At 59.6% G+C, this 26,996-nt stretch carries 18 protein-coding genes and 1 riboswitch; of the genes, 11 read left to right on the top strand and 7 right to left on the bottom strand.

Features of this window, described 5'->3' with window-relative positions:
• Positions 1-25 precede the first annotated feature (25 nt).
• Positions 26-829 (top strand): zinc metalloprotease, encoded by an 804-nt coding sequence (locus tag JQ627_RS20265; RefSeq protein WP_212485911.1) that lies wholly within the window; start codon positions 26-28, stop codon positions 827-829.
• The gene (locus tag JQ627_RS20260; RefSeq protein WP_212485910.1) at positions 823-2,385 is read left to right on the top strand and encodes a hypothetical protein; all 1,563 of its coding nucleotides are present in this window, start codon (positions 823-825) and stop codon (positions 2,383-2,385) included. The genes JQ627_RS20265 and JQ627_RS20260 overlap by 7 nt, the downstream gene beginning before the upstream one ends.
• A gap of 1 nt (position 2,386) precedes the next feature.
• Here the strand turns inward: JQ627_RS20260 and JQ627_RS20255 are convergent, their stop codons facing one another.
• From JQ627_RS20255 to JQ627_RS20245, 3 genes are read right to left on the bottom strand one after another with little or no spacing between them, the layout of a single operon-like run.
• Complete coding sequence (locus JQ627_RS20255; RefSeq protein WP_212485909.1) at positions 2,387-3,562, bottom strand: trypsin-like peptidase domain-containing protein; 1,176 nt, start codon at positions 3,560-3,562, stop codon at positions 2,387-2,389.
• Positions 3,563-3,573: 11 nt separating this feature from the next.
• Complete coding sequence (locus JQ627_RS20250; RefSeq protein WP_212485908.1) at positions 3,574-6,618, bottom strand: AAA family ATPase; 3,045 nt, start codon at positions 6,616-6,618, stop codon at positions 3,574-3,576.
• Positions 6,615-7,688: a hypothetical protein gene (locus JQ627_RS20245; protein WP_212485907.1), complete on the bottom strand. Its 1,074-nt coding sequence runs from the start codon at positions 7,686-7,688 to the stop codon at positions 6,615-6,617. Before JQ627_RS20245 ends, JQ627_RS20250 begins: the two co-directional genes overlap by 4 nt.
• Before the next feature lie 557 nt (positions 7,689-8,245).
• On the opposite strand from JQ627_RS20245, the gene JQ627_RS20240 reads away from it, so the two are divergent.
• The 7 genes from JQ627_RS20240 to JQ627_RS20210 all read left to right on the top strand — a co-directional run bounded on the left by JQ627_RS20240 (position 8,246) and on the right by JQ627_RS20210 (position 16,843).
• Complete coding sequence (locus tag JQ627_RS20240) at positions 8,246-8,680, top strand: histidine phosphatase family protein (protein WP_212485906.1); 435 nt, start codon at positions 8,246-8,248, stop codon at positions 8,678-8,680.
• A gap of 95 nt (positions 8,681-8,775) precedes the next feature.
• Positions 8,776-10,290: an FAD-dependent oxidoreductase gene (locus tag JQ627_RS20235; RefSeq protein WP_212485905.1), complete on the top strand. Its 1,515-nt coding sequence runs from the start codon at positions 8,776-8,778 to the stop codon at positions 10,288-10,290.
• Complete coding sequence (locus JQ627_RS20230) at positions 10,287-11,933, top strand: thiamine pyrophosphate-binding protein (RefSeq protein ID WP_212485904.1); 1,647 nt, start codon at positions 10,287-10,289, stop codon at positions 11,931-11,933. The genes JQ627_RS20235 and JQ627_RS20230 overlap by 4 nt, the downstream gene beginning before the upstream one ends.
• 8 nt (positions 11,934-11,941) lie before the next feature.
• Positions 11,942-13,132 carry a M28 family metallopeptidase gene (locus JQ627_RS20225; protein WP_212485903.1) on the top strand — a complete coding sequence of 397 codons (1,191 nt, stop codon included), beginning with the start codon at positions 11,942-11,944 and terminating at the stop codon, positions 13,130-13,132.
• Positions 13,133-14,710: 1,578 nt separating this feature from the next.
• Positions 14,711-14,819: riboswitch (SAM-I-IV-variant riboswitch) on the top strand.
• Positions 14,820-14,844: 25 nt separating this feature from the next.
• Entirely contained in the window at positions 14,845-15,201 is a 357-nt protein-coding gene (locus JQ627_RS20220; protein WP_212485902.1) for a hypothetical protein, read from the top strand.
• Positions 15,198-16,010 (top strand): N-formylglutamate amidohydrolase, encoded by an 813-nt coding sequence (locus JQ627_RS20215; protein WP_212485901.1) that lies wholly within the window; start codon positions 15,198-15,200, stop codon positions 16,008-16,010. Before JQ627_RS20220 ends, JQ627_RS20215 begins: the two co-directional genes overlap by 4 nt.
• A 212-nt stretch (positions 16,011-16,222) precedes the next feature.
• Positions 16,223-16,843 (top strand): nuclease-related domain-containing protein, encoded by a 621-nt coding sequence (locus JQ627_RS20210; RefSeq protein WP_212485900.1) that lies wholly within the window; start codon positions 16,223-16,225, stop codon positions 16,841-16,843.
• Between the two features lie 34 nt (positions 16,844-16,877).
• Here JQ627_RS20210 and JQ627_RS20205 read toward each other — a convergent pair whose 3' ends face one another.
• The 3 genes from JQ627_RS20205 to JQ627_RS20195 are packed head-to-tail and all read right to left on the bottom strand — an operon-like array spanning position 16,878 to position 24,137.
• Positions 16,878-18,098, bottom strand: coding sequence for a phospholipase D-like domain-containing protein (locus JQ627_RS20205; protein ID WP_212485899.1), 1,221 nt, complete (start codon positions 18,096-18,098; stop codon positions 16,878-16,880).
• Positions 18,099-18,132: 34 nt separating this feature from the next.
• Positions 18,133-21,477, bottom strand: a complete 3,345-nt coding sequence (locus tag JQ627_RS20200; protein ID WP_249143214.1) for an exodeoxyribonuclease V subunit beta — start codon at positions 21,475-21,477, stop codon at positions 18,133-18,135.
• Positions 21,474-24,137: a PD-(D/E)XK nuclease family protein gene (locus tag JQ627_RS20195; RefSeq protein WP_312015790.1), complete on the bottom strand. Its 2,664-nt coding sequence runs from the start codon at positions 24,135-24,137 to the stop codon at positions 21,474-21,476. Before JQ627_RS20195 ends, JQ627_RS20200 begins: the two co-directional genes overlap by 4 nt.
• A gap of 181 nt (positions 24,138-24,318) precedes the next feature.
• On the opposite strand from JQ627_RS20195, the gene JQ627_RS20190 reads away from it, so the two are divergent.
• A complete protein-coding gene (locus JQ627_RS20190) occupies positions 24,319-25,377 on the top strand; it encodes an agmatine/peptidylarginine deiminase (RefSeq protein ID WP_212485898.1) in 1,059 nt (352 codons plus the stop codon).
• A gap of 14 nt (positions 25,378-25,391) precedes the next feature.
• Positions 25,392-25,970, top strand: a complete 579-nt coding sequence (locus tag JQ627_RS20185) for a hypothetical protein (protein WP_212485897.1) — start codon at positions 25,392-25,394, stop codon at positions 25,968-25,970.
• A gap of 12 nt (positions 25,971-25,982) precedes the next feature.
• Here the strand turns inward: JQ627_RS20185 and JQ627_RS20180 are convergent, their stop codons facing one another.
• The gene (locus tag JQ627_RS20180; RefSeq protein ID WP_212485896.1) at positions 25,983-26,975 is read right to left on the bottom strand and encodes a YafY family protein; all 993 of its coding nucleotides are present in this window, start codon (positions 26,973-26,975) and stop codon (positions 25,983-25,985) included.
• Positions 26,976-26,996 lie beyond the last annotated feature (21 nt).

The raw sequence follows: 26,996 nt of genomic DNA, 5'->3' as shown, positions 1-26,996 counted from the left end.
GCCCAGCAGCGGAGATCGAGCCCGGATGGCCGACCTCGAACGGAGTGCCAGAGGCGCAATTCCTGAAGCTGCGCGTCAGATCGTGATACCGGTGGTGTTTATTCATATTGTCGATGGCGACAATGGAAATATCACGGCCCAGCAGCGGGCCAATCAGATCAGCGTACTAAATTCGGCATATCAATCGCACGGAATCCGCTTTAGCTTTGATGAAAGCAAGACAGTTTTCGTCGACGACAGGAGCTTTTTCAAGATGGGGCACGACTCCGCCCGGGAGCGTCAGTGCAAGAGCCAGCATCAGGCGATTGCTCCAGAAGTAGGACTCAATTTTTATACGGCTGAGCCGGGAGGCGGTCTTCTCGGGTGGGCGACATTCCCGTTCGAACTCGAGGGCGATCCGCAAATGGATGGTGTAGTCATACTGCACAGGACATTGCCCGGCGGTAGCGAGCCAAACTATAACCTCGGTGCAACCGCTACACACGAGGTTGGTCACTGGTTAGGGCTATATCATACTTTCCAGGACGGATGTTTCGAGCAAGGGGATGAAGTCACCGATACGCCTCCCCATTCGGCTCCTAACTATGGGAAGCCGCTCGACAATGAGCAACCGCATAACCTTTGCTCTAACGCGCCTGGCGGATCGCTTTGCCCGATCCACAACTATATGAATTACGTTGACGACGACTGGATGAATGAATTTACGCCGGGGCAGGTGGAGCGCGTTTGGGCGCAGATCGCAATGTTCCGTACTGACCTGCTGGAGACCGGCCCAATGGCAGAAATGGCAGAAGCGAGCGCCAGGAGTGCGCTACGGGTCTCTTGGTAAATGAAAGGCGAAAAGAGCAGGTCAGCGCGCAGCCGAGCGCGATAAATGGTCTGCGCCTCGTTCTTGATGTACACGGATTGTTGCAACGGTTTGGCAAGGTTGTGCCAGATGGCGCCGCATTGCTGGCACAGCTTTATCGAGTGGGAGAGCGGTTAGCCACTTCGAAGTCTGATCGGACTCTTGAGATCTACCTTCTCTCCTACGCTCCGATCGGCCGCGTTGCCGAGGCGCGGTCCAGTTTGCTGGACGAGCTGAACAGGCTCGACCTGATGTCCAGTGTCACAAGACTTGGCGCTGAGCCGTTGCTGGTCGATACCGCTGCCGACTTGAAGGCATTGACGTCCGACCCAACGCACTCAAGGCGTATGGGAGTTATGTTGATGAGCGGCCGGAATCGCCCGGTTGCCGAAGCGCTGGCAGCGGGCATACCCGCTTATGTGCTGAGCGACCAGCATTTGTATGGCATCGAACAATTGGTGCTCGTTGAGGCGGAGCGCGTCATAGCAGAAGCACTCCGCCTGCCCACTCCCCGTCCGATGTCAGATGAATCCCGTACTGGTTCGCTACTGGCTTGTGAGGTCACCGATGTAACTGATGCTCTTGAGCGAGCGCGTGCAGCAATCCAAGATGACCCACGCTCCGATTGGCTAGTAATCGGAGGTACAATGTTGCTGTACGTCGAGAGTGAGGAACTGGAACAGAGCCTGATATCGAACACCCACGCCATTCGGTTGCAACGAAATATCAGCAAGCAAAGTCTGGTGCTCGCTCCGACGGCTGCTGAGAGCCTGATTGAGCCGTTATTCTCGGCGCACGGCTACACGATCGGCTTGGCGCGAGGAACTGATCCCCGAGGAGCGGTCAAGTCATGGGCTTTAGTGCGTCGGCGCATCATTCCTGCGGCAACGTCTTCGGCAGGGCAGGTTGCCGACAACGATTCTGATCCGGATTATTCCTTCAATCTCAAAGAGGTGAAAGGTTTCCAGGATGAAGCGCCCGAGGGGCTCTTGGCGACGTTGCGCGGCTTTCTTCCTGCGAGTGCAGCAGTGGATCTCGTGGTCAATCACCTCCAAGGCTCGATGGTTACGTTTATGTCACCTTGCCGAAGATCTGCGTCAGAAGACCTGATTGTGGTGAGTTACGAGGGCGTCGTTGCTGGGGCCAGAGACGTTATAAGCAAAGGTCAATTAGAAGCGGCGTTTGCGCTGACAGCCGCCCTCCTTGAGCGACCGGGTTCTCCTGGGGTGCTGCACTGCTTGTCGACGACCGGGGCTCTGACCATCCCGATGGACCGGCTGCTTTGGCAAGGAGAGGCAAATCGAATCTCCGCACTGCTTCGACTAGGCGATAGCCCTAGCGGCGAAACTACCGTCGCTGCCACTACCGAGTTGATCAGTAAAGTCGAAAGAATTCTGGAGCCTATCTCGCCAATTGAGAGGACAGAAGCTGGTCAGCCGACGTTGACAATCCGCTTTCCGTGGACGGCGCCGGCGGCAGGCGCCCGACGCGATGAATTTAAGCGCGCCGCCACTGCGATCGTCGCGCTGACGTCCTGACTTAGCTTCGCCCGGCCAGGATCTGCGCATGAGCAGCCGCGAAATCGACTCTCAATTTTTCCATAAGTGTGGGGATAGGTGTGCCGTAGTTTTCGCGCCTCACCTGTATCCCGCGGATTTGTATGTTTTGGTTGGAGACGGGACGAGAGCCGCGGTGGAGCGCCGCCACCGACCAGCTATCGTCGCAGACCGGGGAACCCGACGATCCCGAAGCGGTGTCGGTGAGGTAGCTTAGAATAGTATCATCTCCCACAACGACAAAATTGTCCCGGAAACCAATGCGCATCGGATCCCCGTTCGGATGTTGCAACACGTTGACGCCTGTTCCCAGCGGTTGGTCTGGCGTCTTCCTTATTGCGTGTGTCCGGAAACGAAGTGGTGGACGGTTCGGCGCAGTCTCCGGTACGCGAAAGATCGCGAAGTCGAGGCCTTTGTCGGCGCAAATGAGCGCTCCCGCCAGGGTCTTGTACATCTCGTGACGGTCGTTCTTGTCAAGGTAGTCGTAGAGGATATGCGTATTCTCGCTCTGAAGCTTGAAGTCCTGATCGCTTGCGTCGGCTTCGCGCGCTACGCCAAAGTCACTTCTGGCATTGATCACATGATGATTGGTGACAACAAGGCCGCTTGCAATAATCCATCCTGTGCCGCTCACCAATCGTGGCTTATCGCCATCTTCAAACTGCGGCATACCGTCCATATGCCGATGGACGAGCAACTTTACAACCGACGCGGCCGCTTCCGCGCCGGCGCGCAGGAATTTGACATCAAGCGTTCCATCCGCGCCTCTGGCGTAGGCCTCAGGCGTGATTTGGGCATTGATTTGCGGCGCGGGTGTTGTTGACGCCGGGCTTCCGGTTCGGACCCGGTTTACTTTTTCAAGAGCGTTCTCGATGATCTCGGCAGCCTGCGTTGCGCTTGCCAGGTTTGCCGCGAATGCCAGATACTGAGCGAGTGGAACGTCTCCATTCCGAAGGTTGTGGACTTTGTTTAGCAACGAAAGCTGAGCAAGCATTCGCGCTTTGGGCAGGGAAGGGGAGGGCAGCAACGTCGCATAAGCCGGCAATACGCCGGACAACATTGCCTCCTGATTGGAGAGGCCACCCAGGCCCACAGCGATGATAGCGTCGCTGATTGCGAGGATTTCTGCATCGGAGAGATAGCCTGTGAAACCATTCATGGCATCGCCAATTATAAGATTAGATCTGCGGTTGCTGACCGAATGTCTTTGTCTTCTCCAAAAGCATCAAGCAAAGTAGCCAGAGCATTGCCTTGGTAATTATAGCGGATGGTGTTGTTTGCGAGTTCTTGCAAGTCGAAGTTGTCCGAAGGTAGTCCGACCGATGAGGCGATGTCGCCCAAAACGAGGTTGCCGCCCTCCTTGGCTTGCGCTTGGCGCAAGAGGCCGGCCATCTGAAAGGCGTCCTGTCGAAAAAGTTCGGGTTGTCCGTTGAACGTGGTCGCCATCTTCTTGAGGACCTGCCTCGACTGGGGACCGACCGCTCGAACAATTTTTGTCGCAACATCAGGCGATTGTCGCAACGTGTCTTCTTGCGTACCAACGAACGCTCGTTCAATCGCCAACAAGTTGTTCGTGCTGAACCCCTGGATCCCCTTCGAACCGATGGTATCGAGCCTGGCGAGCATCTCCAGCGCCAGTAATTCTGCGACCTGGTCCTGTAGACTTACCGCCAGGCGTCGTGCGCGCTCGGCATGCTGCTTCACGATGCGCTTTCTAGCCAGTTCGAGCCCGATCTGCGCCGCAAGTAAATGAAGCTGTAAAGCTGCATCGGGCTTTTGGGCGCGAGCAATCCGATGGAGGCCTTTGAGGCATACCGTGAGGGCTTTCTCGAGTTGCCCACCTGCCCGGAGCGCCTCAATCTCAAGGGGGACTAGCACTGATCCCGGAAGACGCCTTGATCGTTCAGAAAGAACCTTGAAGGCGGCTTGCAGATTTCCTGTCTCCAGATATGAACGCACCTCACGTTGCGCATAGGCCTCCCAATCAACCTGCCGAAGTTTCGGGGTGGAGACCTTGTATCCCAGTCGTATCGCCAGCCACGACCGCGCGCGCTCCGGAAACGGCTCAAGCCATGATCGACTCATCGAGTTGATCAAGTCGTCGGACCAAAGCCGATCCAGGTCGGCTGGGGGATCATTCCGCATCAAACGGTGGTACAACTCCTCCGCCCGTCCGATGGGGTCTCGTCGTCCCTGATAGTATTCAATTGCGCGAGAGTGAATGCCGCTGAGGCGGTCTTTCCAGATTGGATCGACCACCATCAGATCGAGCATCGATTCGCGCAGGTCTTGCCGGTGCCGCAATGCCATCGGCTCGCCGGGTGCCGGGTTGTCTGACGTGAAAAGGGACACTTGTTCCGGTAATCTGGCGAAAAGAGCATCGGCGTGACCGGGGTCAATTCCACAGACATCCGCGAGGACCTTGCGAATGACGCCGGGTGTGATCCTTCTGACTATCAGTCCTGGATGAGCAAGATGACGAATCTCGCTATCCGCAATGTGCCCCAGCACGCGAGTGTACAAGCGCCCTTGGAGTTGGACTCGTTGCGTGTCGGCGGCGAACAGTGCCAGATCCTTGACGCTGATTTGCTTAAGCTTGATGGCTCGCGCCGAGAGATGAAGGCTGAGCGGGTTACGGCCGACGGTTTGGACAATGCGACGACGAGTCACCGCGCTTCGGATCCCAAGTGCCTGCAGCACCGATAGTGCGGTTGCCTTGTCCAATTCGGTCAGATGGACGGAAGTCGCATTGCTAAATCCTTCAATGGTTCCGCGTCCGGAGATTACCAGCCGGGCATAGGGCAGTTGCGATAATATGGCATGGATCGTTTCCATGAAGCTTGCGACAACGGCAGGCCCTCGGACTTGAGTCTGCTCGAATGTATCAAAAACAAGTAGCAACGAAGGTTTGAGGGTTAATTGGCGGACTACGCCGTCCAGGGCTTCGACAAGCTCGCTGCGACTCGCCGCCGGCCCCAGTCCGATGTCGAACGCCATCGACGTATCGCCAGCAGAAGCAGATTCGAGTTGATGGAACAGGTGCGCGCGGTCGCCACCAGCATATAATAGACCGAGGCGTCGGGCGATCAGTTCGATCAGGCGAGCTGGATTGTTGGGGTCGACTTCGGGATGATCGAAATCGAGGTAGACCCACGGAGGCGGCGGCCCCTTCGTTTGCTCGAGTTCGAGGAGCAGCTTTCCGAGCAGAGTCGACTTCCCAACGCCTCCAATCCCGGTGATTTTTAGAACACGGCGAGTGCCCTGCTGGGCTCGTTGGTGGGCCCGCAGCCGCGCAAGCTCCTTCTTTCGGCCGCGAAAGTGTGTGCCGGTTAGTTTGCGGAGCGGTTCGATAGTTTCATGTCGTTCCAGCAAGGTTGAGACTTGGTCCAGATTGATCGGGCTGACCTCGGAATTCGCGAACCATTCGGCAACCTCTCGCGCTGCAAGAGCCCATGTGTAGTCCGCATGCGGATTGATAATAATTTTCTTTCGTTTCGCAATACTCTTGAGAATCGACCTGTAGGCAGAATTTCGGTCCAGCTTTGTTGTTGCCTTCAAGGCCTCCGGAAGTCGTTTTTCCTTCCACAGTCGTGCAATGGCCTCGCGTCTTGGACGCAGTTGTAGCGTCCACCGTCCATCGGTGCGCACCTCCGAAAGTCCAGCCAGGGCGGTAAGCCCGTCGTCTTTCTCGCTCGTCCCACCGAGCGGGCGCAACTCGAGAGGATTAAAGTGTGGCAGAACCGCCGCCGCTTCTGTCCAGTTTGAGACAGGTGTATTGGACGATGCCGGTATGGATTCAAACAACTCGTTCAGCGATGATCGCCACTTCTCTCGATCATATTCATCACTTGACGGCCCGGGAGCACTTTCTACCGTCGACGCCGTTGTACTTTCCGGCTGTGCTCGATTCTCGAGCCTGGTCGTTTCGTTGCGGTCATCGTTTGCGATCGCGGCAAGGGTAGTTTCACGGACGTTATTGATAACATCAGAGCGATCAGGCCGTACCGCGACGAGTGAATCGAAGAGTTTCTCGTTCACAAGCTTGCGTTCAAGCAATTCACGGACCAGCCTTCTCGAAGTCGATGCTTGAGATTCTTCGCGATCGATAAGTTGGGAAATTCGCGCGCCCAGAAATTGGCGCGTGAATCGAAGCAGTTCCGGCTTTCCCGGGAAGAGCGTAAGGAAAAGGCTCTCCAGTCCTCCAGGTGATATCATGGCGGAGCCTGAAATTTGCCGCGGAGAGAATGTAGGTGGTTACATAGGGAACGCATGCGCGTGCTTCCACTCAACGGGACGCGCACATTCAGTTGCTTTATTGTTTCCTCATACAGGTAGTCCGGTCTTCCCGGGTATTGTTTCCGAAGCCACAATTCCACGGCGGCGGAATCTACGTATTCAAGGACATATGTCTGATAGTTCAATTTCTCCGATTGCAGACGTTTTTCGTCATACCCGATGAGAACAACTCGCAGCTTTTCAGCAGCTGCAGCATCGTCTTGAACCGAACGAATCAGCGTATGGATAAAAGTGCGGACTCCGTCGTTTACACCGGAAGCGCCAACATCGTCGAATACCGCCAAGCCCGGTACTCGACGCTTCGGAGTGAAAGATAGGACCCAGCTCGCAAGATCCTTGGCATGCCTATGCGGGTCTGCATGGTCCGGCGGAAAGCTGTTGAAGTTAGTATCAAGGCCGCCTCCGATTTCGATCGCCAGATCGCGCGGGCTCAGACTCGCGAGCCCGCTTGATCCAATTTTCGTATAACCGACAAAAAAGTCTCTGCGCCCTTCAGCAAAGCTTCTGCAGAAGTCATGGAGGTATGACTTGCCATGACCTTCTTCACCCTGAACCAAAACACATTTCGGTGTGTCCGGCTGTTGGGTCCGTGGCAACAAGTCGCGAAAATTTGCGCGATCTACAAACGGCCTGCCGTCCAACACGGTCAGGGGATCGTCATTGGGGGACCAACTGATTACCGCTGAAAATGCAACCGGCACCCAAATGTTGGGGGTGTTCTCCAATTGTGTCGCCAGTGCGAGCAGGGACTCTATACCTGGCTGCTGATTATCCGCCCTACGGATCACGACAACCAACTGATCAGGAGTGGATTGCGCGAGCGCCGATGTTACGATCCATTCGGCCAAATTTATAGTAAAACCAGAATTTGGCACTTCAAAACGTGCGGAAGGAACGACCCAAGTGCCAATCTCTTGAACGCTGGGAGACGTACTGAGCTGGTCCAGGATCAGCCGGGCAAGAACTTGACGCTGGGGCGGCGAAAGCAACCTTTCCTCCCGGGGTTGCAACGTGTGCGAGACTTTATACCCCCTGCAGCCAAAGCGCTATCGGAAGGTTTTGCTGCCGCGGGCGGCTGTCCGCAGAGACGTCGGCTACAGCCCCAGCGGAGATGGCGCTGGATCGACCCATTAGGCGCTTCAGTGGGGCTCTCAACGGCTGGGGGACCGACATGAGGGAGGACGCAATCCCTTTTGAAGCGACACCCTGCCGGCGCTCTGGCGGTTCGATTTTTCAGACGCAATCAGCGCCACATCTTGTCATCGGGTGTGAAATAGCTTATGCTACCGTACCGTGTATTGCTCACAGTAATTGGCCGGACCGAAGTGTCCGGAAGACTTGAACGCATTGTACAGACGCGTGACCTGAGTTGCGCGCGAAATTGGGATCGAAGCGCTGTCGGCAGAACGTCCGGCCATTGCCCGGCTGAACAGCGAAGTTGCTGACGTCGTGACTCTTGCTCAATGATGTATCCGCCGCATCGCTCGACATGGTACTTGCGCTGACAGAGCCCGGTGGATGGTGAAGTGCGTCCGCGAGGCACGATATGATGATCTTCCTCTTGCGGCATGCCGACCGCTCGACGTCGGCGGATACCCTGTCGCCGACAGGTCGGAAGCGCGCCGAACGGCTCGGCCACATGCTGGGCGAGACCGGCGTCAGCGTGGCGTTTTGGAGTGGTGCGCAACGTACGCGTGAGACGCTCTCGCCGTTGCAGCAGATGCGTGGCGATGCGCTTGTGATCAAGAAGCCGCAGGCGTCTAGCGGGCTTGCCCACGTCAATGAGATCGTGACAGACATCGAATCCCTGCCGGCCGACACAGTCGTCGTTGTCGTGGGGCACAGCGATACGGTAGGTCCCATCATCAGAGGGCTCGGCGGCGGAAGTATCGCTGCCATCCAGGAAACCGAATTCGACAAGTTGTTTCTGTTGTGCCGCGCTGCAGGCGGAGAAAGAACCTTGCTGACTATGAGATATTGAAGCTGTAGCGCGGTGCAGCGCCGCCGCAGCACAAGTGGGACGGGGGGAATGGCTGAAGAAGGGATGTGGGGCGCGACAGGCAACGGGGACCAGCGATGATACGGCGTGGCTTCGGCCCGAGGAGCGTCGCACGGACTGAAACGCTGCGGGTCACCAGCGCCGCGCGACCCGTGCCGATCGAGATAGAGCAACTGCGGTCCTTCGGCAATGCCACCCCGGGCCGAAGCGTGCTGGTCATCGGCGCAGGGATTGCCGGCTTGTGCGCGGCATACGAACTCCAGATGCACGGGTTCGAGGTCACGGTGCTCGAAGCAGATCAAAGCCACGCGGGCGGGCGCGTCCGCACGCTCCGATTTGGGGACCGATCGGGCGAAGCGGGCGCGATGCGCATACCGCGCGATCACAATCTCACGCGCTTCTACTGTGGCGAGCTACAGCTCAGTCTACGCCCCTTCGTTCAGGTAAATGATCAGGCGTTTTTGCGGGTGCGAGGCCGCAAGGTAGTTATGAAGGATGCTCCGAGCCTGCGCGACCTGTTCGAGTTGGACGCGGACGAGGCTCTGCTGACCGATCTCCAGCTGTGGCAGCGCGCCGTCGGCACCATTACGGCCCGGCTGAGCAAGCCCGAGCAGAACGACCTCTTCAGCCCCAGCCCGGGTTTCCTCGGCTCGAGCCGCCTCGACGAGAAGTCGCTCCACGGCCGTTTGCTGGAGGCAGGGCTCAGCGAGGGAGCGATCCAGCTGCTCGCGAGCACGTGGAATCTCGAGACTTCTGTGCACTTCGGACTGTGCGAGCACCTCCGGGAGGAACTGGAGGGGGTCTGGATCGAGCCGTTCGACGAAATCGTAGGTGGAATGGACACACTGCCGAAGACGCTGGCATCGCGGCTGTCGCAGAAGGTCACATTCGGGGCCCCGGTCATCGCCATCGAGCAGGACGGATCGGGCGTGACCGCGGTAGTGAACGCTGGCGATGGAAATCGGACGTACACGGCGGATTGGCTGATCTGCACCGTTCCGCTCGGCGTCCTCACGCGTATCAAGTACCGTCCAGGCTGGTCGCCCAGAAAGTCGGACGCGATCAGGCGGGTCAACTACGACGATTCGACAAAGGTCCTGGCACTCACCAAATGCCGCTTCTGGGAACTCGACGACGGTATCTTCGGCGGGGGCTCGGTCAGCGACGGCATATTGGGATCAACCTGGTATCCCTCAGACAATGCGGAGAATAGATCCGCCGATGTTTCCCGTTCACCCTCGATCTTTCTTGCTTCGTACAGCTGGGGGCAGACAGCTCGCCGCATGGCGCGCAACGCTGGGCCGCGAACGGTAATACCTGAGCTTGCGACGCTGCACGATCGGCTCGCCACCGAGCCCGATCAGATCGAGCATCTCGAGACATGGGCGTGGGGTGATCACCCCTGGAGCGTGGGAGCCTATTCCTTTTACTACCCCGGCGATCAGACGGAGTTGCATGACGCCCTCGTCGCGCCCGAGGGAAAGGTCCTGCTCGCCGGCGAGCACGCGTCCATGCATCATTCCTGGATCCAGGGCGGGATCGAGTCCGGCCTTCGCGCGGCAACGTTCATAGCCCAACGGGAGGTCCTGTGACGGAGACAGTCGCAGACTACGTCGTTGGTCGCCTGCGGCAGTATGGCGTCGAGGTGCTGTTCGGAATCCCCGGCACGTCGTGCGCAGCCGTCTTCGACAGCGCTTCGGCTCAGGGACTCACGACTGTGGTCAACAGCAGCGAGCTCGACGCGGGTTACGCGGCCGACGGCTACGCACGGATGCGCGGACTTGCCGCCGTTTCGGTCTCCTATGGCGTCGGAACGCTCAGCCTGGTCAACGCTGTCGCCGGAGCCCTTGTCGAGCGCAGCGCGGTGGTGGTTGTGAATGGCGGCCCCGGCGCACGCGACCTTTGGAACGAGCGCCGCTACGGCGTCCTGTTCTCCCATTCCACCGGCCGGCCGCTGACGGACCTCGCGATGTTCAAGGAAGTCACGGCGTTTGCAGCGCGGGTGGAACGCGCCGAGCATGCGCCGCGAATCGTCGATGAGGCAATCGCCGTTGCACTGCGTGAGCAGCGCCCCGTCTACATCGAGGTGTCCAACGACCTCTGGCAGGCACCGTGCCCGAGTCCGGAAGGCACGCTCGATGTCTCGCGACCGGCCAGCGGCAAGGAGGCGGAGCTCGCCGACGAGATCGTGCGGCGGATGAGCCAGGCGCGCCGCCCGGCGATCCTGCTCTGCGCCGAGATTGCGCGCTACGGGCTTGCCGAAGGGGCCAAGCGCTTGGTGGCCGGTTCCGGTATCCCTTGGGCAACGACGCTGCTGGGAAAGGCGCTGCTTCCGGAGACCACGCCGGGCTTCGTCGGCGTCTATGACAGCGATCTCGCGCCAAAACCCGTCCGACAGCTTCTGGAGGAGTCCGATTGCCTTCTGACCCTCGGCTGCGTGTTCGGCGTGGATCACAGCAAACTCGTAACGACCCGGTACGCGGAGATGCTGTCGGTCGCCGATGGATGGGCGAGGATCGGTGACCGGGTCCCGCAGCGGGCGGAGATTGGCACCTTGCTTCCGCTGCTCGGGTCGCGATTGGTTCAGCGCGCCACGGCGGTCGCGCAAAGGATCGACGGCAACTTATCCTTTGCCTCCCGTCGGGAGTGGGCGCGCGAACCTGCTGTGCAAGAGCTGACGCACGAACAGCTCTACCGCGTCGTCGACCGCCACCTGGACGAGGAATGGGTGGTGGTCCATGACACCTGCCTTGGCAGCTACCCCGCCGCGGACCTGAACGTGAAGGGGCGTAACGCATTCATCTGCTGCCCGGTCTGGCTCTCGATCGGGCATTCGATCGGGGCTGCCATCGGGGTCGGCTTCGCCGACGCGAGGCGCCCGCTCGTGATCTGCGGCGACGGCGGCTTCCAGATCGTCGCCGCCGGCCTTTCCGCAATGGCGCGGCACGGCATCCGGGCCGTCGTTATCTTGATCGACAACGGCCTCTATGCCATCGAGCAATACCTGATCGATCCCAAGTGGTTTACCGATCCGGACCGCGAATCGCTGTCTTACGTCGGCCTTCACCGGTGGGACTATCCGGGACTCGCGCGCGCCATGGGTTTCGGTAATGCCGTGTCCGTAGCGACGGAAGCGGACCTCGATAAGGCGCTTAGCGATGCTCGAGCCTGGGACGGACCGGGACTCATTTCTGCCCGCGTTTCGCCGCGGGACCTGCCACCCGAAAGCCGGTGAGGCCGAAGATGCAGCTGAGGATAGCACGCGAACAAACGTCGTCGGAGAGACTTGCGGTCGGCGTCAACGGCTGCAGGTTTGGCAACGTGCTCGTGACCCGCGAGGACGACCGGCGCGGTGCCGGACCCGATGGTACCGTCGCAACGGCGCAGGGCGAGTTCTACGTTGTTGTGCAGAAGGGCAGGAGCTTCCAGCGCGCCAACCCGCAGGCGAAGGTGCTCGTCGATTCCGGACGCTTTCTCCTGATCGACTGGGCCGAGAAGCAGCGTTGGGTCGAGGAGCCCGGATGCTTCGCGGTCGTGCCGTACGCCGACGGGGCGATCGACGTTGGGCTGCGAAGCGGGCGGCGCGCACAACCCCGAAGCGACATCGTCGGGCTGGTGAACAGTTTCACAGCACAGGATCTAAAGCTCCAGGTCCAAGGCCTGAGCGCGATCCACACCCGCGAGTCGACCGGACAGGGTTTCCTGCAGGCACTCGATATCTGCGAGCCGGTTCTCGCCGCGGCCGGCTGCGAGACCTCGCGGCAAACCTTCACCATGGAGGGTTCACAATCCTTCAATCTCGTGGGACGTCGCCGCGGCACTGCGCCGGACGCAAGGCTGCTGATCATGAGCGCTCACCTGGACTCGGTGAACCACGAGGGCGGCGCAGGTGCGCGCGCACCGGGAGCCGATGACAACGCCAGCGGCTGCGTCACCGTGATGCAGGTGGCGACCGCACTGGCGAGACTACCGGAACTGCGCCATGACGTCGCTTTCATCCTCTTCGGCGGCGAGGAGCAAGGCCTCTTCGGAAGCAAACACTACGTCAATAATCTCTCGCCGGAGGATCGCGGTCGCATCGCCGGAGTTGTCAACATCGACATGGCCGCCAGCAAGAACACGTCAAAACCGACGGTCCTTCTGGAGGGCGCCGCGTTATCGCAAGAGGTTATTGATCAACTCGCGGACGCGGCCGCGACCTACACCCAGCTTGAGACGCAGGTGTCGCTCAAACCCTTCGCGAGCGATCACGTCCCCTTCATCTGCAACGGCATTCCGGCCGTGCTTACCATCGAAGGCGCCGACGACGCCTACCCCCACGAACATACCGCCCGAGACGTACCGAGTGGCCTCGACTTCGAGCTTCACCGCCAGATCACGATGATGGATGTCGCTTGGCTCGTCTCCAATGCCTTACCTTCACCTGGAGCGTAGTGCAGGCGCGCGCCCGGAGACTGGTGCGATCAGCACGGCCTCGCCAAGGCGGGAGTAACTCTGATTTCGCGCGATCTCGATTGCTGTGGTTGCAGGATGTTTGACGTCAATGGGAGATGTGCGGATGGGCAGAATATCGCTTCGCTTCGGTGGCATCGCCTTCGTCGTCGCTTCGCTTGCCTCTTGACGGCGGAGGCTCCGTCGGGTCGCCTAGGGTCTAACGCAGGAGGAGGCGCGGCGCCTTGAAAACCGGCTGGAGCGGTCGATATTTCCGTTACCGGCCGGAATCGCGCAGCGAACCGCTCGCTAGACGATACGCTGCCTTGCTGTGGCGCCTGATCTAAATAAGCGGATCGAAGAACTTCTCATCCTGGTTGGCAAATCCTCAGAAGGGGCGCTCTCTATTCAGATTGCGGAAAGACTTGAAGCTCTGGTCCTTTCTGCGACGCTCTATGCGCAACCCGACCGAGCCAACCTCCTCGTTCATGCGCTTTCGGCGGCGTTTTTGGGGGGCCGTCACGATCTGAACGTGTTCCTGGAATGATCTAGCACGATCCGACAAGTCGCGACTCTCCTGCGTCCCTTCGGGCTTCCTGCGAGCGCCTTGTCTCCAACGCAGCGGCACAGGTTGATCGCTGGCACCCGCAGCCGTCTGTGCTGAAATCGAAAGGAGCCTCGCCGAAAACGACTTCGATATTCCGTTAGACCGCGGCTTCGCGATGCGCAACGAATGAATGCGACTGGTCCGGCAGCGGATGTCTGTTGCCGTTGGCCGGAAGTGAATATTGGCATGGCCAGCCTTCTCTAGCTGGCGGGCGCAGTTAGGCATGTAGAACGCATCCCTTCGGGACGTCCAAAGCATAGAGCGGTCGCCAAGTCAGCAGCACGCCAAGCCCGCCACTCTTGAGGCCAAGCTCGGCCGCGAACCAAGGACCCACAGGGCCTCTTTTCGGGCAAGATATCCGCTTCGGATCAAAGGCCACTTGGCGGGGAGGGCCCGCTCCTGGCGCAACGCGGACTATCACAAGCCGGATCGACTGACCATTGACGGTATCGGACGGAAATTGGGGAGAGGCCCAGAGGAGACCGTCCCAGCTTAGTATAAGCCTGCTGCGTCGATTGATTCTGATACTTGCTGAGCGTGCCATCCCTCCGAGCCGCGCAAATTTTCCTGTGAATTCAAGATCGAAAAATTAGGGCGGGTATACCGTCGGGATTTAACCGTCAGCGTTGGGAATTTGTGCTTGTAAATCAACGTGAAATCATCTGCCTAAATGATTGAGTGGGTAGTGCGATCGGGTGCTATTGCGCGGCTTGGCGTAGTCTTGGCGAGGCTGCTTGCCTCCAATTCAAGTGTTGACCCAAGTTCTGACCTCCACTTGAGCGGGATCAGGGTCTGAATTCTACCTCGCTCCGGCGAACGGAGTGTTGTGGCGCACTACAGCGTGCAGAGCGGACGGGGCACGTCAGGCGGGCTTCAGTTGAGGGCTCGGTAGTGATTTCGAAGTCGAGGGACTTCTGGATGGGGGAGCAGATCGGCGGCGCCACTTGAACGCCCCTCGTTCGCCTCCTATGTACAAGATACATTAAGACGAAGGCTGGTACCTTCACCAACCTGCCCGCTGCGGTAAGGTGGTATCCACCATTTGTGGGATGGGGCTGTTCAGTGGCAATCCAGGCAGTACCAGCCTCCGGCGAAGCTCAGGGGCAACATGTCTATCCCACCTTTAAATCTGTATTCCGCTCGGCCAACGCGGCGCGGTGTCATCATCGGACTGGCCGCGTCTTCTCTTCCCGCTCCAGCCATTGTCCGCGTGGGCGGCATCATGCCAATCCGCAGCATGGTGGTCGCTGAAACCGGCCGCCCATCGGCCAGCTTTGCCCAGCTCCTGTTCTATAATGCTCTCACCGCCGGGATTGCCCGAGGCCGGATCACGGTCCGGCTGAACAACAGGGCCGTGACGTTGCATGAAGCCGAACGCCTGGTCCGCAACGCGCGCCAAGACGGCTGGATCAACGACCGGCCGAGCGCGCGAAGAGCCATCCGGATTGGGGAGAACTGCCAATGACCATGCGGCAGAGCACCGAAACCGGAAACGGAATGGATGCGAGAAAGATCGTTGTACTGCACATTCCTCACAGTTCTCGCCTGATACCGGCCGACGAGCGTGCGCAACTTTCTGTCAGCGAGGGGGAGCTCGAAACAGAGTTGCTGCGAATGACGGACGCCTTCACCGCCGAGCTGTTCCCACCTACGCTTCATGAAGCGGAGCGAGTTGTGTTTCCAGTCAGCCGGCTGGTATGCGATGTGGAACGCTTTCCCAACGATGCAGACGAGCCGATGTCAGGCCGCGGCATGGGCGCGATCTACACGGCAACCAGCACCGGGAGCAGTCTGCGCACTACAGTTTCGGCGCCTGAACGTGAGCGTATCATGACGCGCTGGTATCGGCCGCATCATGAGTTACTCACTTCGTCCGTGGACAAGGTGCTCCGCCGCGAAGACCTTTGCCTCATTATCGACTGCCACAGTTTCGCTGATCGTCCACTACCGCACGAACCCGACCAGGACCCGCAGAGACCCGAAATCTGCATTGGGACGGATCCTCGCCACACCGCGCAAGGACTGGCTGGAGCACTTGCGGACGCGGCGCGGAAACTCGGGTTCACCGTTGCTGTTAACAGACCATTTGCGGGCGCGATCGTTCCGGCAAAACACTACCGTGCCGACATGAGGGTTCAATCGCTAATGATAGAGGTGAACCGGCGCGTCTACATGAATGAGCTTACCGGCGATCGTCTCTGCAGCTTCGAGAAGTGCAGGGAAGCTGTTGGTAATCTTTTGTCAACTGCGGCGACTTTCTTTCTTTCTGCATAGCCATAGAGCACAGTCGACGCTCGCGTTCCGTTTTTGCTCGAGCCAGCCGCGAACGATTTGGTCACGCTGCAAGCGATGACGATTTCCTGCCCGGTATCTTTTGCGATCACCCGCTGGCAAGGTGGTGCAGGCCTTGACGGCGGTTTACTGACGTCATTCAAGTCGTTGTTGCATATCGGTTCGGCGCCCGATCCTGACAATTGGGGAAAAACATGGCGCAAAAGGAAGACATTCTCGAACAAATCGTAGAAGAGTATTTGACGCACGAAGGCTACTTTGTGCGACACAATATCAAGTACAGGCCACACAACTTTAAACAAACTCCGAGCGACATCGACGTGCTCGCAGTCGATCCTCGCCGCTCTGGTCCCTCCCGGGTAATGGTAGTTAACGTCAAGAGCTGGCAGGGCGGTTTCGATTTTCGATATCAAAGGAAACTGATCGATGAAGATGTCGAAGGAAACAACAAGCTCGGGAAAATGCGTTACCGTGAGCTTACCAAGCCGGACTGGTCAAAGGCCTTCGTCGACAAGATTCGTGAGCTGACAGGCACTGACAGGTTCACCTACTGCCTGGCAGTCACTCTGGCCAAAGGCGACCGCTCTATCTGGGAAAATTGCAAGCAATTCAGAAAGGCGCTGCGCAACAATCCCATCAGGGTCATTACTCTGAAAGAAATGGTCGATCGCATAATGCCGGGCATTACCAGGACTCCTGCAGGCACCGACATCGGACGCACCTTGCAGCTGTTGCGCGCAGCCGGGCTGAGCCTGAAATCCAGCAAGCCGGACCCAACCGACGTGGAGGAACAAGGCGAGAATCAGGAAACCTGAGAGCGGCGGCTGGCTGGTAGATCCGGCGCCGTGGTTAGCCATCCCATTCATAAACGAGCGCGTCGAAAAGCGCTGCTCGCACGCTCGCGTAGAGCTTTTCGCGCGAACCCTGCGGCTGTGGATTTGAGTACCATTTCTGCTGTTCGAGCCAGTGCAGGAGATCAAGGTAGGACTTCCCTTTGCCCCGAGGCGCTTTGGCCAGACTGGTTTGTGGCAAGCCTGTCAGGGCTGCGAGTTTTGCGCTCGATCCCCTGTTTACGGAGACCGCTCGATCGGGACGGGCGAGTGCGAGAAGTCTGGTTGCAAGCGCTCCCGCGAAACCGTCGATCGAGCTGACTTCCTCAATGAAATCGCACGCGACTTCTGCGAAGCGGTTATCACTTGCGGTTATGCAAGGTTGAAGCGCGTTTCTGATTTGGCGGCGGATCTGCAGATTTTCGGAGCTGTCTACCCGGAAGATGTTGTTGGCGAGGCCTGCTCCGCGCATCGAACCCAATTGTCCATAAGGGTCACGACCGAGCAGGAGGTAACGATCTTCCTTGGAAAGGCTGCTCCAGTCCTCTCGTCGGACGACCCTCTGACCAAGTGTGATTGTCTCGAGCCATGTCTCTCCTTCGCCGGTGATGGGTGATTCCCTGTTCCATCTGGCGCTCCAGAACAGCTCAGCCTCTGCAAGCTGCACTACGAAGGAGTTCCAGTCCGAGAGGTACTCGGCGAACTCGCCCTGACCACGACTGCTCGAACGATTATAGTTTTTTTCGGTCTGCGGCCATGCCTGAGGCGGCTTCCAGTCGCGCTCGTATATATCGAGTAACTGGCCGCTGGATTCCTCGTCACCCAGGCTGGTCCAGCAGGTCTCGAACCATTCGAAAGCGGCTCCTCTAACGTCTTCGGATTCGAGAACAAGTTCGTTGTTCTGCTCGAAACCGGCTCGCGTGAGATTGGCGCTGCCAATCCAGCAATAACGTGTGCCGTTCTCGTGAAAAATGTAGAGCTTGGGATGAAATAGCCCGTCGAGGCTGTCGTGAATGCGTAATCTCGCGTACTTCTGAAGGGTGCGCAGGGCATTCGGGTGAGTTGCGTTTCCGGCAATTCCCACAATGGCCCGTACGACGCTGCCATTGGAAGCGAAGGTCTTCAAGGCATCTAGTGCATTACATTCATTCGCCCAGGCGACCGCTACGTCGATCTGGTTGGCCCTTTTGACTCGCGAATTAAATCGATCAAGAAGCTCATTCTCTGTCATCAGCAACATTGACTATCTCTCCTCAACCTGAACCGACATCACCTTATTCATCCAAAACAATCCCATGCGTCAGCGCGACCAGCAGGGAGCGACTGGCGCCCGCGTAGGTGCGATAAGCCCTGAGTTGGGGACGATACGACTGACGCACGGCATCACTGAAGACGACGTCGCTCTTCCAGTCGAGCACGACCTCGATCTTTCCACTGCCGTCGAGGGATGCCGCGTCGATCACGCCGGAAACGAGCGCCTCACGCGCGCTGTCCGGATGTCGGCCGAATACCGGGAGTTCGGGCGCAAGACCGGTTCGCAACACCGCGATCTCGGGAAGGCGCAAGGTGCGGGAAACTGTCGAAGCGAGTTCATGCGGCGAAATGCCGGCACCGGGATCACCCGATGGCTCGATGCCCAGCTGGGATAGGAGTTCAGACGCGCGCAGCTCGAGTTCGGGCGCGGTATCCGATGTCTCTCCTGTGAGAACCTCTTCCATCAGCTTGTGCAGGATTGTGCCGCGTGTAGCACTGCCGAGAACCCCTGCGGAGTCTGTACGTTCAAGCTGTTCGGGGTCAGAGGATATTTGAACCAGTTCATCCTCAGGTTCATCCAGCTCGTGTCGGCTCGGTCGGAGCCAGACGATCCTGTTGTATGTTTCGGCAATCTTTCTCGCCTGGTCCGCAAACGCTTCGGCGATCTGGGTGTTCTTACAAGGAGCAGAAGGTATGCTTGCGTCCGGGCCGAGGCTTGCGGGCTCCAATGCCGGCATAGACCCGACATTGAAATCCACCAGTTGCGCCCATGATCTGTCGGGCAATCGGCCCGAATGCCGTGGGAAGACAAGCAGATCCCGCGCTCTTGTCGCGGCGACGTACCAGAGGCGGACCCGTTCACGAGCTGACTCCAGCTCGTTCAGGGACTTTAGCCGGGCGTATTCGGCCGGTTCGATGCCCAGCACTGGCGCGGAGAACATACCCGACTGCCGGTCGTGCACGAGGCCGGTTTCTGACCTGGGTGCTCCAGTCATGTTGACGGGGATGACGACGGGCCATTCGAGTCCCTTGGCCGCGTGAATGGTGATCAGCGCAACGGATTGTTCTTCGGCGTCCGGCCGGCCTTCGACCTGGAGAGTCTGCTCCTCCCAGTTCGCGCGCATGTCCCTTGCGAACGCGCGCAGTCCTCGCACATCGTACGCACGCGACATCTCGAGGAAGAGGTCGAGATTCGCAAGCACGCGATCGGCGCTGGCCGGAAAGCGATGACGCAAATGGGCCCGGATATGGAGCAGACCTGTGGCGTCAGAAAGTAGCGCGTAGGGAGTGGTCGAGCGCGCCCTTTGCGACAGGGATTGCAGGATCCTGATGATACCGCGCGCCACGGGGTGATTGATGCTGTCGGGATCCGTCCACAGGCCGAGGTTCGGGAGTCGCTGGGGGCGGCGGGGGTCAACAGGAAGTCCGTCGGCGATGTCGAGTAGCTCGGTCTCGGACAGTCCGATCAGTGGACCGCGCAGGAGCGCCCCGAGGGCAAGTGTGTCGCGGGCATCGGCGATTGTGCGTGTCAGCGCAATCAGGTCCCGGATCTCCTGTCGTCGAAAGAAACCTTTTCCGGCCTGCGTTGAAACGGGGATTCCACGCAGCTCCAGCGCCTCCTCAAACCGCCAGAGGTCCGTTCCAACCGGGGCGAGCAGGGCGATGTCGCCGAAGCGGCAGGGCCTGAACCCGCCATCACGCCATACCTCCAGATTGCCGACCATTCTCGAGCACAGCTCGGCAACTCTGTCCGCCTCAGCGTCGCGCAGCTGTTCGGCGCGGTCCTCACCATCCTCGACCGCAATGTCGAGGGCGGCGACCGCCGCTGCGTCCTCGCCTGCCGGGCGGGTCGGCACCAGAGCCGCAAAGCCGGGTTGGCCAGCTGCCGTCGAAAGGGGGCCTGTGAACGCTCCATTGACGAACGAAAGGACCGGCTCAACTGACCGAAAGTTGGCGACGATGTTGAGCGTTGATGATTTGCCGATTGCCTCCCGCGCCCGTACATAGGCGTTCACGTCCGCTCCGCGAAATCGGTAGATGGCCTGCTTCGGATCGCCGACGAGAAAGAGCGAGCCGGGGCGAAGGATCCGGGCGAGAGGGTCCTGATTTCCATCCGCCGGGGGATCGCCGCACAGGCGCCAAAGGATATCAATCTGGAGCGGATCGGTGTCCTGAAATTCATCGACCAGTACGTGCTGATAGCGCCTTGCGAGTGCCTTCCGGACGTCTTCGTTGTTCGCCAGAAGAGCCCGGGCGTGGTGGAGCAGGTCGTCGAAATCGAGAACCGCTGTAGACCGCTTGTATGCGTGCCAGTTAGACAGAAGCCGATCGATCGATCCGGCAATCCGGACGAGCAACTCGCCAGCCACCATTGCCATCAATTCTTCGAAGGCCTCATGGCAGGCGTCATATCTCGCTGCACAGGACCGCCAGGCCATCGCACCCTCGGCCTTGCTTCTGTCAGCTGCGCGTGCGGCCTGTTCCCACGCCCCCTTTCTCCTCAGCTGTCTCCGGCCACCGGTTTGCGTGAAGCAGGCCATGTGGCGCGGGATGAGTGCGGCCTGGACAAGGGAGCGGCTTTCTGGCTCCCTCGTTGCAAGATCGGGCCCGTCAAGGACCCTGGCCATCTCGCTGAATGCCGAGCACGCCTCGCTGGTCTCTTCGTCCCGGAAGTCAAACTGCCCAATCTCCTGCTCAAACGCTGACGCAGCAGCCGAGAGTTGCCTGGCCTGAGAACCTGACCAGGCCTGAGTTGCGGACATCGCATCGCGGTTCTTTCTGAGGAAATCCGCGATGCTGCGAACAAGCGCGAGACCACGGAATTCATCGGCTTGTACGAGCGCGGCGATGACGTCGTCGTCCTGTTCCCCGGAAAGACGCTCCCGGAGCCAGGCCTGGTATCTTTCGTTGAAGGCGAGGTCTCCCTCCGTCGGATCAATGATGCCTGCGCCAGCATCGATGCCAGCCTCCGCCGGATATGGTTGAATCAGGGCCTGCGTGAATCCGTGGATCGTCGTGCAGACAAGCTCATCGAGAGATTGTTTGGCGCGGATCAGGTTCTGCCGGTCTGTTTCTGTTACTCCTTCGGGAAAAGCGGTCTCGATGTCGGCCGGGATGCTGCCGGCACAAAGCGAACTGACGAAGCGTTCGATACGGATCCGCAGTTCGCTGGCGGCGAATTCGGTAAAGGTGATCGCCGCGACGTGCTTAGGACTGATTCCCCGGGCAAACAGGCAGGCCACGCGGCCGGCCATGATCGATGTCTTGCCCGAGCCCGCACCGGCTTCTATCAACAGGGACCTGTCGATCCGGGTGAGGGCGGCTGTACGGGCGGCGATGTCCGGGAGTCGACCTGCCTTCATCATGGCGCCTCCCAGATTCTGGTTGCGTCCCCCAACTGCCTGTCCGCAGCCGGACGCTTTCGGGCCAGATAGCCCGGACTGGCGGGTAAGGCGAATGAGTAGTCGTTGTAGGCGTCCTGGGAATCAATGCCGGGAAGCGCAAGCCCGTTTTCCAGACTGTGCCGTGCGCAGGCTATGGCGGATGCAAGTTTGTCCAGCGCTGTCCGTGTGTCCTTGAGTGGAAACAGCGCCTGTTCGCCTTCTGCAGCACGCGGGTAGAGCAGGGCAGCTTCGACCTCAACTCTGGAGCCAAGCAGCGTCCGGACCGCAAAGGCATAGAGACAACGCTGCAGTTCCGTACCACCCTTGACCACCACGTCGGCCATGTTGCGGTTCGGGCGGCCGGTTTTGTAGTCGATGACCCGGGCCCTGCGATTGTCACCGGAAAGGTCCAGCCGATCGATCTGCCCCTGAATGGTGATTCCCGTTCCCGGGATTTCGACGGGCCTTGAGGGGTCCCAGGGTAGACCGCTCCGGCCATGTCCATCTGCCGTTCCGAACGGAATCTCGGTCCAGCTCGTTTGCTTTGGCAGGCTCTCGAGATGACGGGTCAGGGCTGTCCTGGCGATCCTGCGCGTCAGATCCACGGCGTTGCGCCAGATGAGGGGAGGCGGCACAGGCTGGCCGGCCTCCCACCGGCAGGCGGTCACGAGTACTGCGTCCTCGATAGCTGTCGCGATCACGTCCGGTCCGGCTGCCGCAAATCCGCCGGCTGACTCGAACGCGCTGACAGCGACCTGCAACGTCTCGTGTACGAGAACACCGAACCCCTGCGGGTCGAGGCTGAATGGTTCGTCGGCTTCCTCCGGCTGTCGCCATCCCAGTGCATATCGCCAGACGAACCGGATCGGGTCTCTCAACAGCAGACGCAAGGACGTTGCCGATAACGGCTGCTGAAAGACCTTCTCCAGCCGCGGGTGTCTTGCGCGGACGAGGCCATCGTGCGCGCTGATCCGCGGTTTGCTCCAATCCCGCCAGGCCGCGAGGCCTGACTGAGCAGTTGGCGTTGCCCGGAATTCAGTCGGGCGCGCTATGAGGCGGTCCGGCTCACTCGCTGCGTGTCCCGGGATCCTGCCGTAACTGAGGTAGATCTGTTCGAAGTCACCGACGAGAGGTGAGCGCCCCAGAAGGCGACCTTCCACATCCCGGCGGCTGAACGAGACGGATGCCTCGGCAGAGCTGGCGATGATGGTCGCAAAATCGCGGCGGTCGGCATCGGCGAGTGGCAGCGGCTCCAGATCCTCGATCGGAATGATGTGATCGGGAATGAGACGGTCTTCGGGGATGCGCCTTGGCCATCTGCCGGCATTAAGCGCAAGCAGTCGCACAAACGGCCTTGGTGACGCGGCGAGGGAGACCGCTGAGCACCAGACTGGATGCGAGGCTGGCTCAAGCCCGTCGGCAATCCGCAGGTGCGCAAGCGTGACGGGCAGTGCTTCAGGGGGGCCATCCTCGAGCGCGAGTCGCCACAGCTTCAACGACAGCTTGGGAAGCAGCCTTTCTCCGGCTTCGTGCGCTCCTGCGCAGCCTTTTTCGAGCAGGTCCAGCATTTCCAGTATGACGTCCGACCTGTCGATCCCGTCAGGCCAGACGGAAGGGTCGACCGAAGAGAAGGCCTGTTTCCATCGCTGGACGGTCGAAAGGGGGGCGTCAGTCGGGAGAACGCGCTCCCAGTCCGGTGACAATTCGGCGATCCGTCCCGTCCCTTTCAGACCGCGCAGCAGGCGGCGTACCGGCGCCTGCGAAATGCCATTGACGAGAACATCCGCCAGCGAAGCGGCGGTCTGGCCCTCGGGCGTCGCGACGGCCCTGACGCCCTGCACGAAGTGAATCGGGATACTGGCTTCGCGGGAAAGCGCTGCAATGTAGTCGTCATAATCAGCAGGGCTTGCGGCGGCGATTGCGATGTCCTCGGGCTTTGCCCTTCCATCAGCCAGAAGGGATCGCATCCATCGATAAGCCTCCAGAACCTCATGTTGCGGCGTAGCGCAGGAATAAACCTCCGGGGTAACCCCGGACGTAGTGCTCCGCCGGATTTCAATTTTCCTGTCGTTAAGCCAGTTCGGGACCGGGCGAGGTCCGGCGATCCATGTGACGGGGACACGGTTTGCCAGCGCAATTAACAGCCGACGCCAGCAGACCGGCATCTCGCTATGACCACGAATCTCGACCGGACCCAGCACGGCCGGTGCATGTACGAGACGGACAAGCGCAAGATCAACCAGCGTCCGTGGCTTCCTCATCGCGGCTGGAAGTCGCTGCAGCACCCGGAATTCAAGCGCAGCCAGTGCCTGCAGGCGCGGGTGCGCGAAGCTCGAGAGATCGATATCCGCCCGCCAGATCCTGTCGAGCGTGCCAACGGCGGCGCGGACCATACCTGGCAGGCTCTTGATTGGCTCAAGTTCGCCGAGCGGGGTTTCCGGCAATGTGCTTCGAACAGCCTCCCGCAGGGCCTCCATATCAATTGGCATTAGAAACCCGCCCGCAAGGCGGGCAGTCAGCTGACCCATGCTCATGATCTGAAGGCCGATCTCGCCGTTACGGGCGGCAGCCACCCGGGCCATGTGCGCTGCAAAATTGGTGTGAACGACAACCGTGCGGCGGGCCGAAAATGCGATGCTCACGAAGGGCCCCCAAACCCGGCAAGCAGGTGATCAGGATCAATTCTGGAACCTACTATCCCGTATGATAGAGGCGTTGCCAACCGAAAGCCTCAGGTAGAGTGGCTTGGTGCGTCCAGATCTGACGTGCAGCAGTGGATAACTTCTTCAGCCTTTCCTCCTCCAGGGCTTTGTCCGGCTCCAGATGACACGCAACAGCCGCCGCGAGGCATCAATACGTATTCCGGCCGAGTGGGAGCCTCACGCCTGCTGCTGGATGGCATGGGTAGTTCATCGGGAGTGGAGTTCGAGGGATGCCGCTAGGATAAAGCGTGACTTAACGAAAGTCGTCCATGCGATCGCGCGCTTCGAACCTGTTCGCCTGCTGGCCCCGCCGGGCCGCGAATTCCTTGAGGCCCGCAAGCGGTTTTCCGATTGCCCGCCAGTAACTGTCATCGAGGCGCCGGTGGATGATTTCTGGATGCGGGACATCATGCCAACCTTCGCCATCCGCGGTCAGGGCGTTAGCAAGCAGATCCTCGCCATCGACTGGAATTTTAATGGATGGGGCGGTTCGCCGGATCGTCCGGCCCGCGCCGGTGACCGGCTTGCGAAGACCGCAGCCGAAGTCTTTGGCGTACCGGAAATCGCGGCATCCTTCGTGGCCGAAGGTGGCGCATTTTCATTCGACGGTCGTGGCACTGTCATCACGACCCGCAGTTGTCTCCTCAACCCGAACCGCAATCCGGTGCGAACAGGTCCGCCTCGCCAGCAGGCGATCGCATCCGGACTCCGGGGAATGGGCATTCGCAAGGTGATCTGGCTTGAAGGCGATCCCTGCGAGCCGATCACAAGTGGTCACGTTGACGGGTACGTACTCCAGGCGCCCGGACGCCAGATCCTGGTGGAAAGCGATGATGATCGCCGCAGCGGAGTGCCTCTCTCGCGCGAGCACGACATAGAAAACCTGGAGCGGGCAAGAGATGCCGATGGTCGCACGCTCCGTCTCGTGCGTCTCGCTCCACCACGGAAGCGGTACTGGAACGGTGACCCCGACATGTTCGCCGCGGCCTATCTGAATGTTTACATCGCCAATGGCGCGGTGATCGGTCCACGGTTCGGCGATCCCGAGCGGGACGGACTGGCCCGGGTAGCACTTGCGAAAGCGTTCCCGGGGCGGGAAATTATTCTGCTGCGAATCGACGCAATCGCAGATGGGGGCGGTGGGGTGCACTGTTTAACCCAGCCGATGCCTGCCATCTGAGGACAGCCCAGTTCATGATGCATGGCGAAGAAGAGGAGAAAAAGGTGCGCGTTCGGCACAAGTTTTCAGACCACAGGATGAACCCGGCTGTCGAAACGATCATTCTCGGGACATTCAATCCGGGCCACGAGGCCAACAAGGCCGAGTTTTTCTATAGCAGCCCGAAAAACGAGCTGTGGAGTCTTCTGCCTTGCGCATTTGGAGAGCAGGATCTGCGCCGCGCCCAACTCGGTAAAAAACTCGAGTTCATATCGCGCAGGCGCATTGATTTTATTGATCTGATTTCCGAGGTCGAGGTAGAGGTAGGTCGCGAGTGCGATCGGCCAGACAGTTACATCGACGGTCGCGTCACCCGGTGGCGTGACGTGATTTCGGAACTGGAAACTCTGCAATCACTGCGCCGGCTCTGTTTTACCCGCAGGGGATTTGACGGCATTCCGAATATGAGGTCCAGGATCGAGGAGATCGAGCAATATTGTGGCCGTCGCGGTCTGGTGTTCAAGCGGATTGTAACGCCCTCGGGGGTCTACAGAAGCGAAAACAAGCAGCCAGAATGGACCGGTTTTTTCAATCCGGACGATGATACGGATTGAGAGCCCCGTGCGTCAGCCTGGCAGGTTCTGTGCACTCTTGCGTGCTTCCTGTCCGAGCAACGTTCGCAACCGTTTCGGTTGCACCACTTCTACCTGATCGCCCCACGTAAACAGGTGCCAGCACATTTCCAGAGCCCCGCCGGCGCGAAAGCGGACTACAAGCGAGCCGTCGGGCTCGTCTTCGACGATCTGACTGGGATGAAACAGAAACTGTCGCGCATCCGGTGCCGCCTGTGGCGTGAAACGCCACACCACATCAAGAGGATCTTCCTGAAACACGCCAAAGGACCGTTCCGCGAAACCTTGTAGCGAAAAATCCTTGCGTCTCCGAAACGGCGCCTCCTGCACTTCGACCTTCTCAATATTTGCAAGTGCGAACAGCCGATAGTCGCTGATGCCTTCGCTCGGACTGTAGGCCACGAGATAGTGTCGGTTGCCGTAGAGAAATCCATAGGGACAGACCAGCTGGCGGCTTAATTTGCCTGTGCCTCTCGCCCGATAGTGAAGTCGAATTTTCCTGCAGGCGAGAATAGCGTGCCGAAGATCTTCAAGGAGAGCATTGGGGATTGTCAGTCGGGGACCAGGCCGCAGGGCAATTCCTTCTGCCTCCGTCAGCGCTTCGAGATCCGGACCGATCCGGCGCGCGACTTCGGGGCGTACGAGTGACTTGAGCTTTGCGGCAAGCGTCTCGAGCCGTGCCGGTAAATCGGCGATGTTGTCACGTTTCGCGATCTGTGCGGCTGTAGAGAGCGCTGCGAGCTCCTCGCTGGAAATGCCCGCGAGATTTGCAATGGGCCCCGAGCGAATACGCCAGCGCTTGGGGACCTCTCCTGGATTGGCTTGCTCCATCTGAGGGAATACGCGTTCGATTGCATCGCGCATTCTCTCGGCGGTGCGGCGACTGATCCCGTAGCTGCGCTGGATATCGTCCAGCGAAATCCCTTCCGCGCTGCCTCGCATGTCGAGTGCCACCCGAAGCAGTGCCTCCAGTTTCTCATAACGCATTCTGGTCTCCCCAAGCCCGCG

It is taken from the genome of Bradyrhizobium liaoningense, assembly GCF_018130785.1.
Taxonomy (GTDB): domain Bacteria; phylum Pseudomonadota; class Alphaproteobacteria; order Rhizobiales; family Xanthobacteraceae; genus Bradyrhizobium; species Bradyrhizobium liaoningense_A.
Note: the sequence above shows the minus strand (reverse complement) of the source record. Positions and strands in the feature narration are given on the sequence as shown.

Coding starts and splice junctions, on each gene's coding strand:
- JQ627_RS20225 (WP_212485903.1), top strand. CDS start 11,942: ATGCAGCTGAGGATAGCACGCGAACAAACGTCGTCGGAGAGACTTGCG.
- JQ627_RS20235 (WP_212485905.1), top strand. CDS start 8,776: ATGATACGGCGTGGCTTCGGCCCGAGGAGCGTCGCACGGACTGAAACG.
- JQ627_RS20200 (WP_249143214.1), bottom strand. CDS start 21,477: ATGATGAAGGCAGGTCGACTCCCGGACATCGCCGCCCGTACAGCCGCC.
- JQ627_RS20255 (WP_212485909.1), bottom strand. CDS start 3,562: ATGAATGGTTTCACAGGCTATCTCTCCGATGCAGAAATCCTCGCAATC.
- JQ627_RS20210 (WP_212485900.1), top strand. CDS start 16,223: ATGGCGCAAAAGGAAGACATTCTCGAACAAATCGTAGAAGAGTATTTG.
- JQ627_RS20250 (WP_212485908.1), bottom strand. CDS start 6,618: ATGATATCACCTGGAGGACTGGAGAGCCTTTTCCTTACGCTCTTCCCG.
- JQ627_RS20190 (WP_212485898.1), top strand. CDS start 24,319: ATGACACGCAACAGCCGCCGCGAGGCATCAATACGTATTCCGGCCGAG.
- JQ627_RS20180 (WP_212485896.1), bottom strand. CDS start 26,975: ATGCGTTATGAGAAACTGGAGGCACTGCTTCGGGTGGCACTCGACATG.
- JQ627_RS20215 (WP_212485901.1), top strand. CDS start 15,198: ATGACCATGCGGCAGAGCACCGAAACCGGAAACGGAATGGATGCGAGA.
- JQ627_RS20220 (WP_212485902.1), top strand. CDS start 14,845: ATGTCTATCCCACCTTTAAATCTGTATTCCGCTCGGCCAACGCGGCGC.
- JQ627_RS20265 (WP_212485911.1), top strand. CDS start 26: ATGGCCGACCTCGAACGGAGTGCCAGAGGCGCAATTCCTGAAGCTGCG.
- JQ627_RS20205 (WP_212485899.1), bottom strand. CDS start 18,098: ATGTTGCTGATGACAGAGAATGAGCTTCTTGATCGATTTAATTCGCGA.
- JQ627_RS20185 (WP_212485897.1), top strand. CDS start 25,392: ATGATGCATGGCGAAGAAGAGGAGAAAAAGGTGCGCGTTCGGCACAAG.
- JQ627_RS20240 (WP_212485906.1), top strand. CDS start 8,246: ATGATGATCTTCCTCTTGCGGCATGCCGACCGCTCGACGTCGGCGGAT.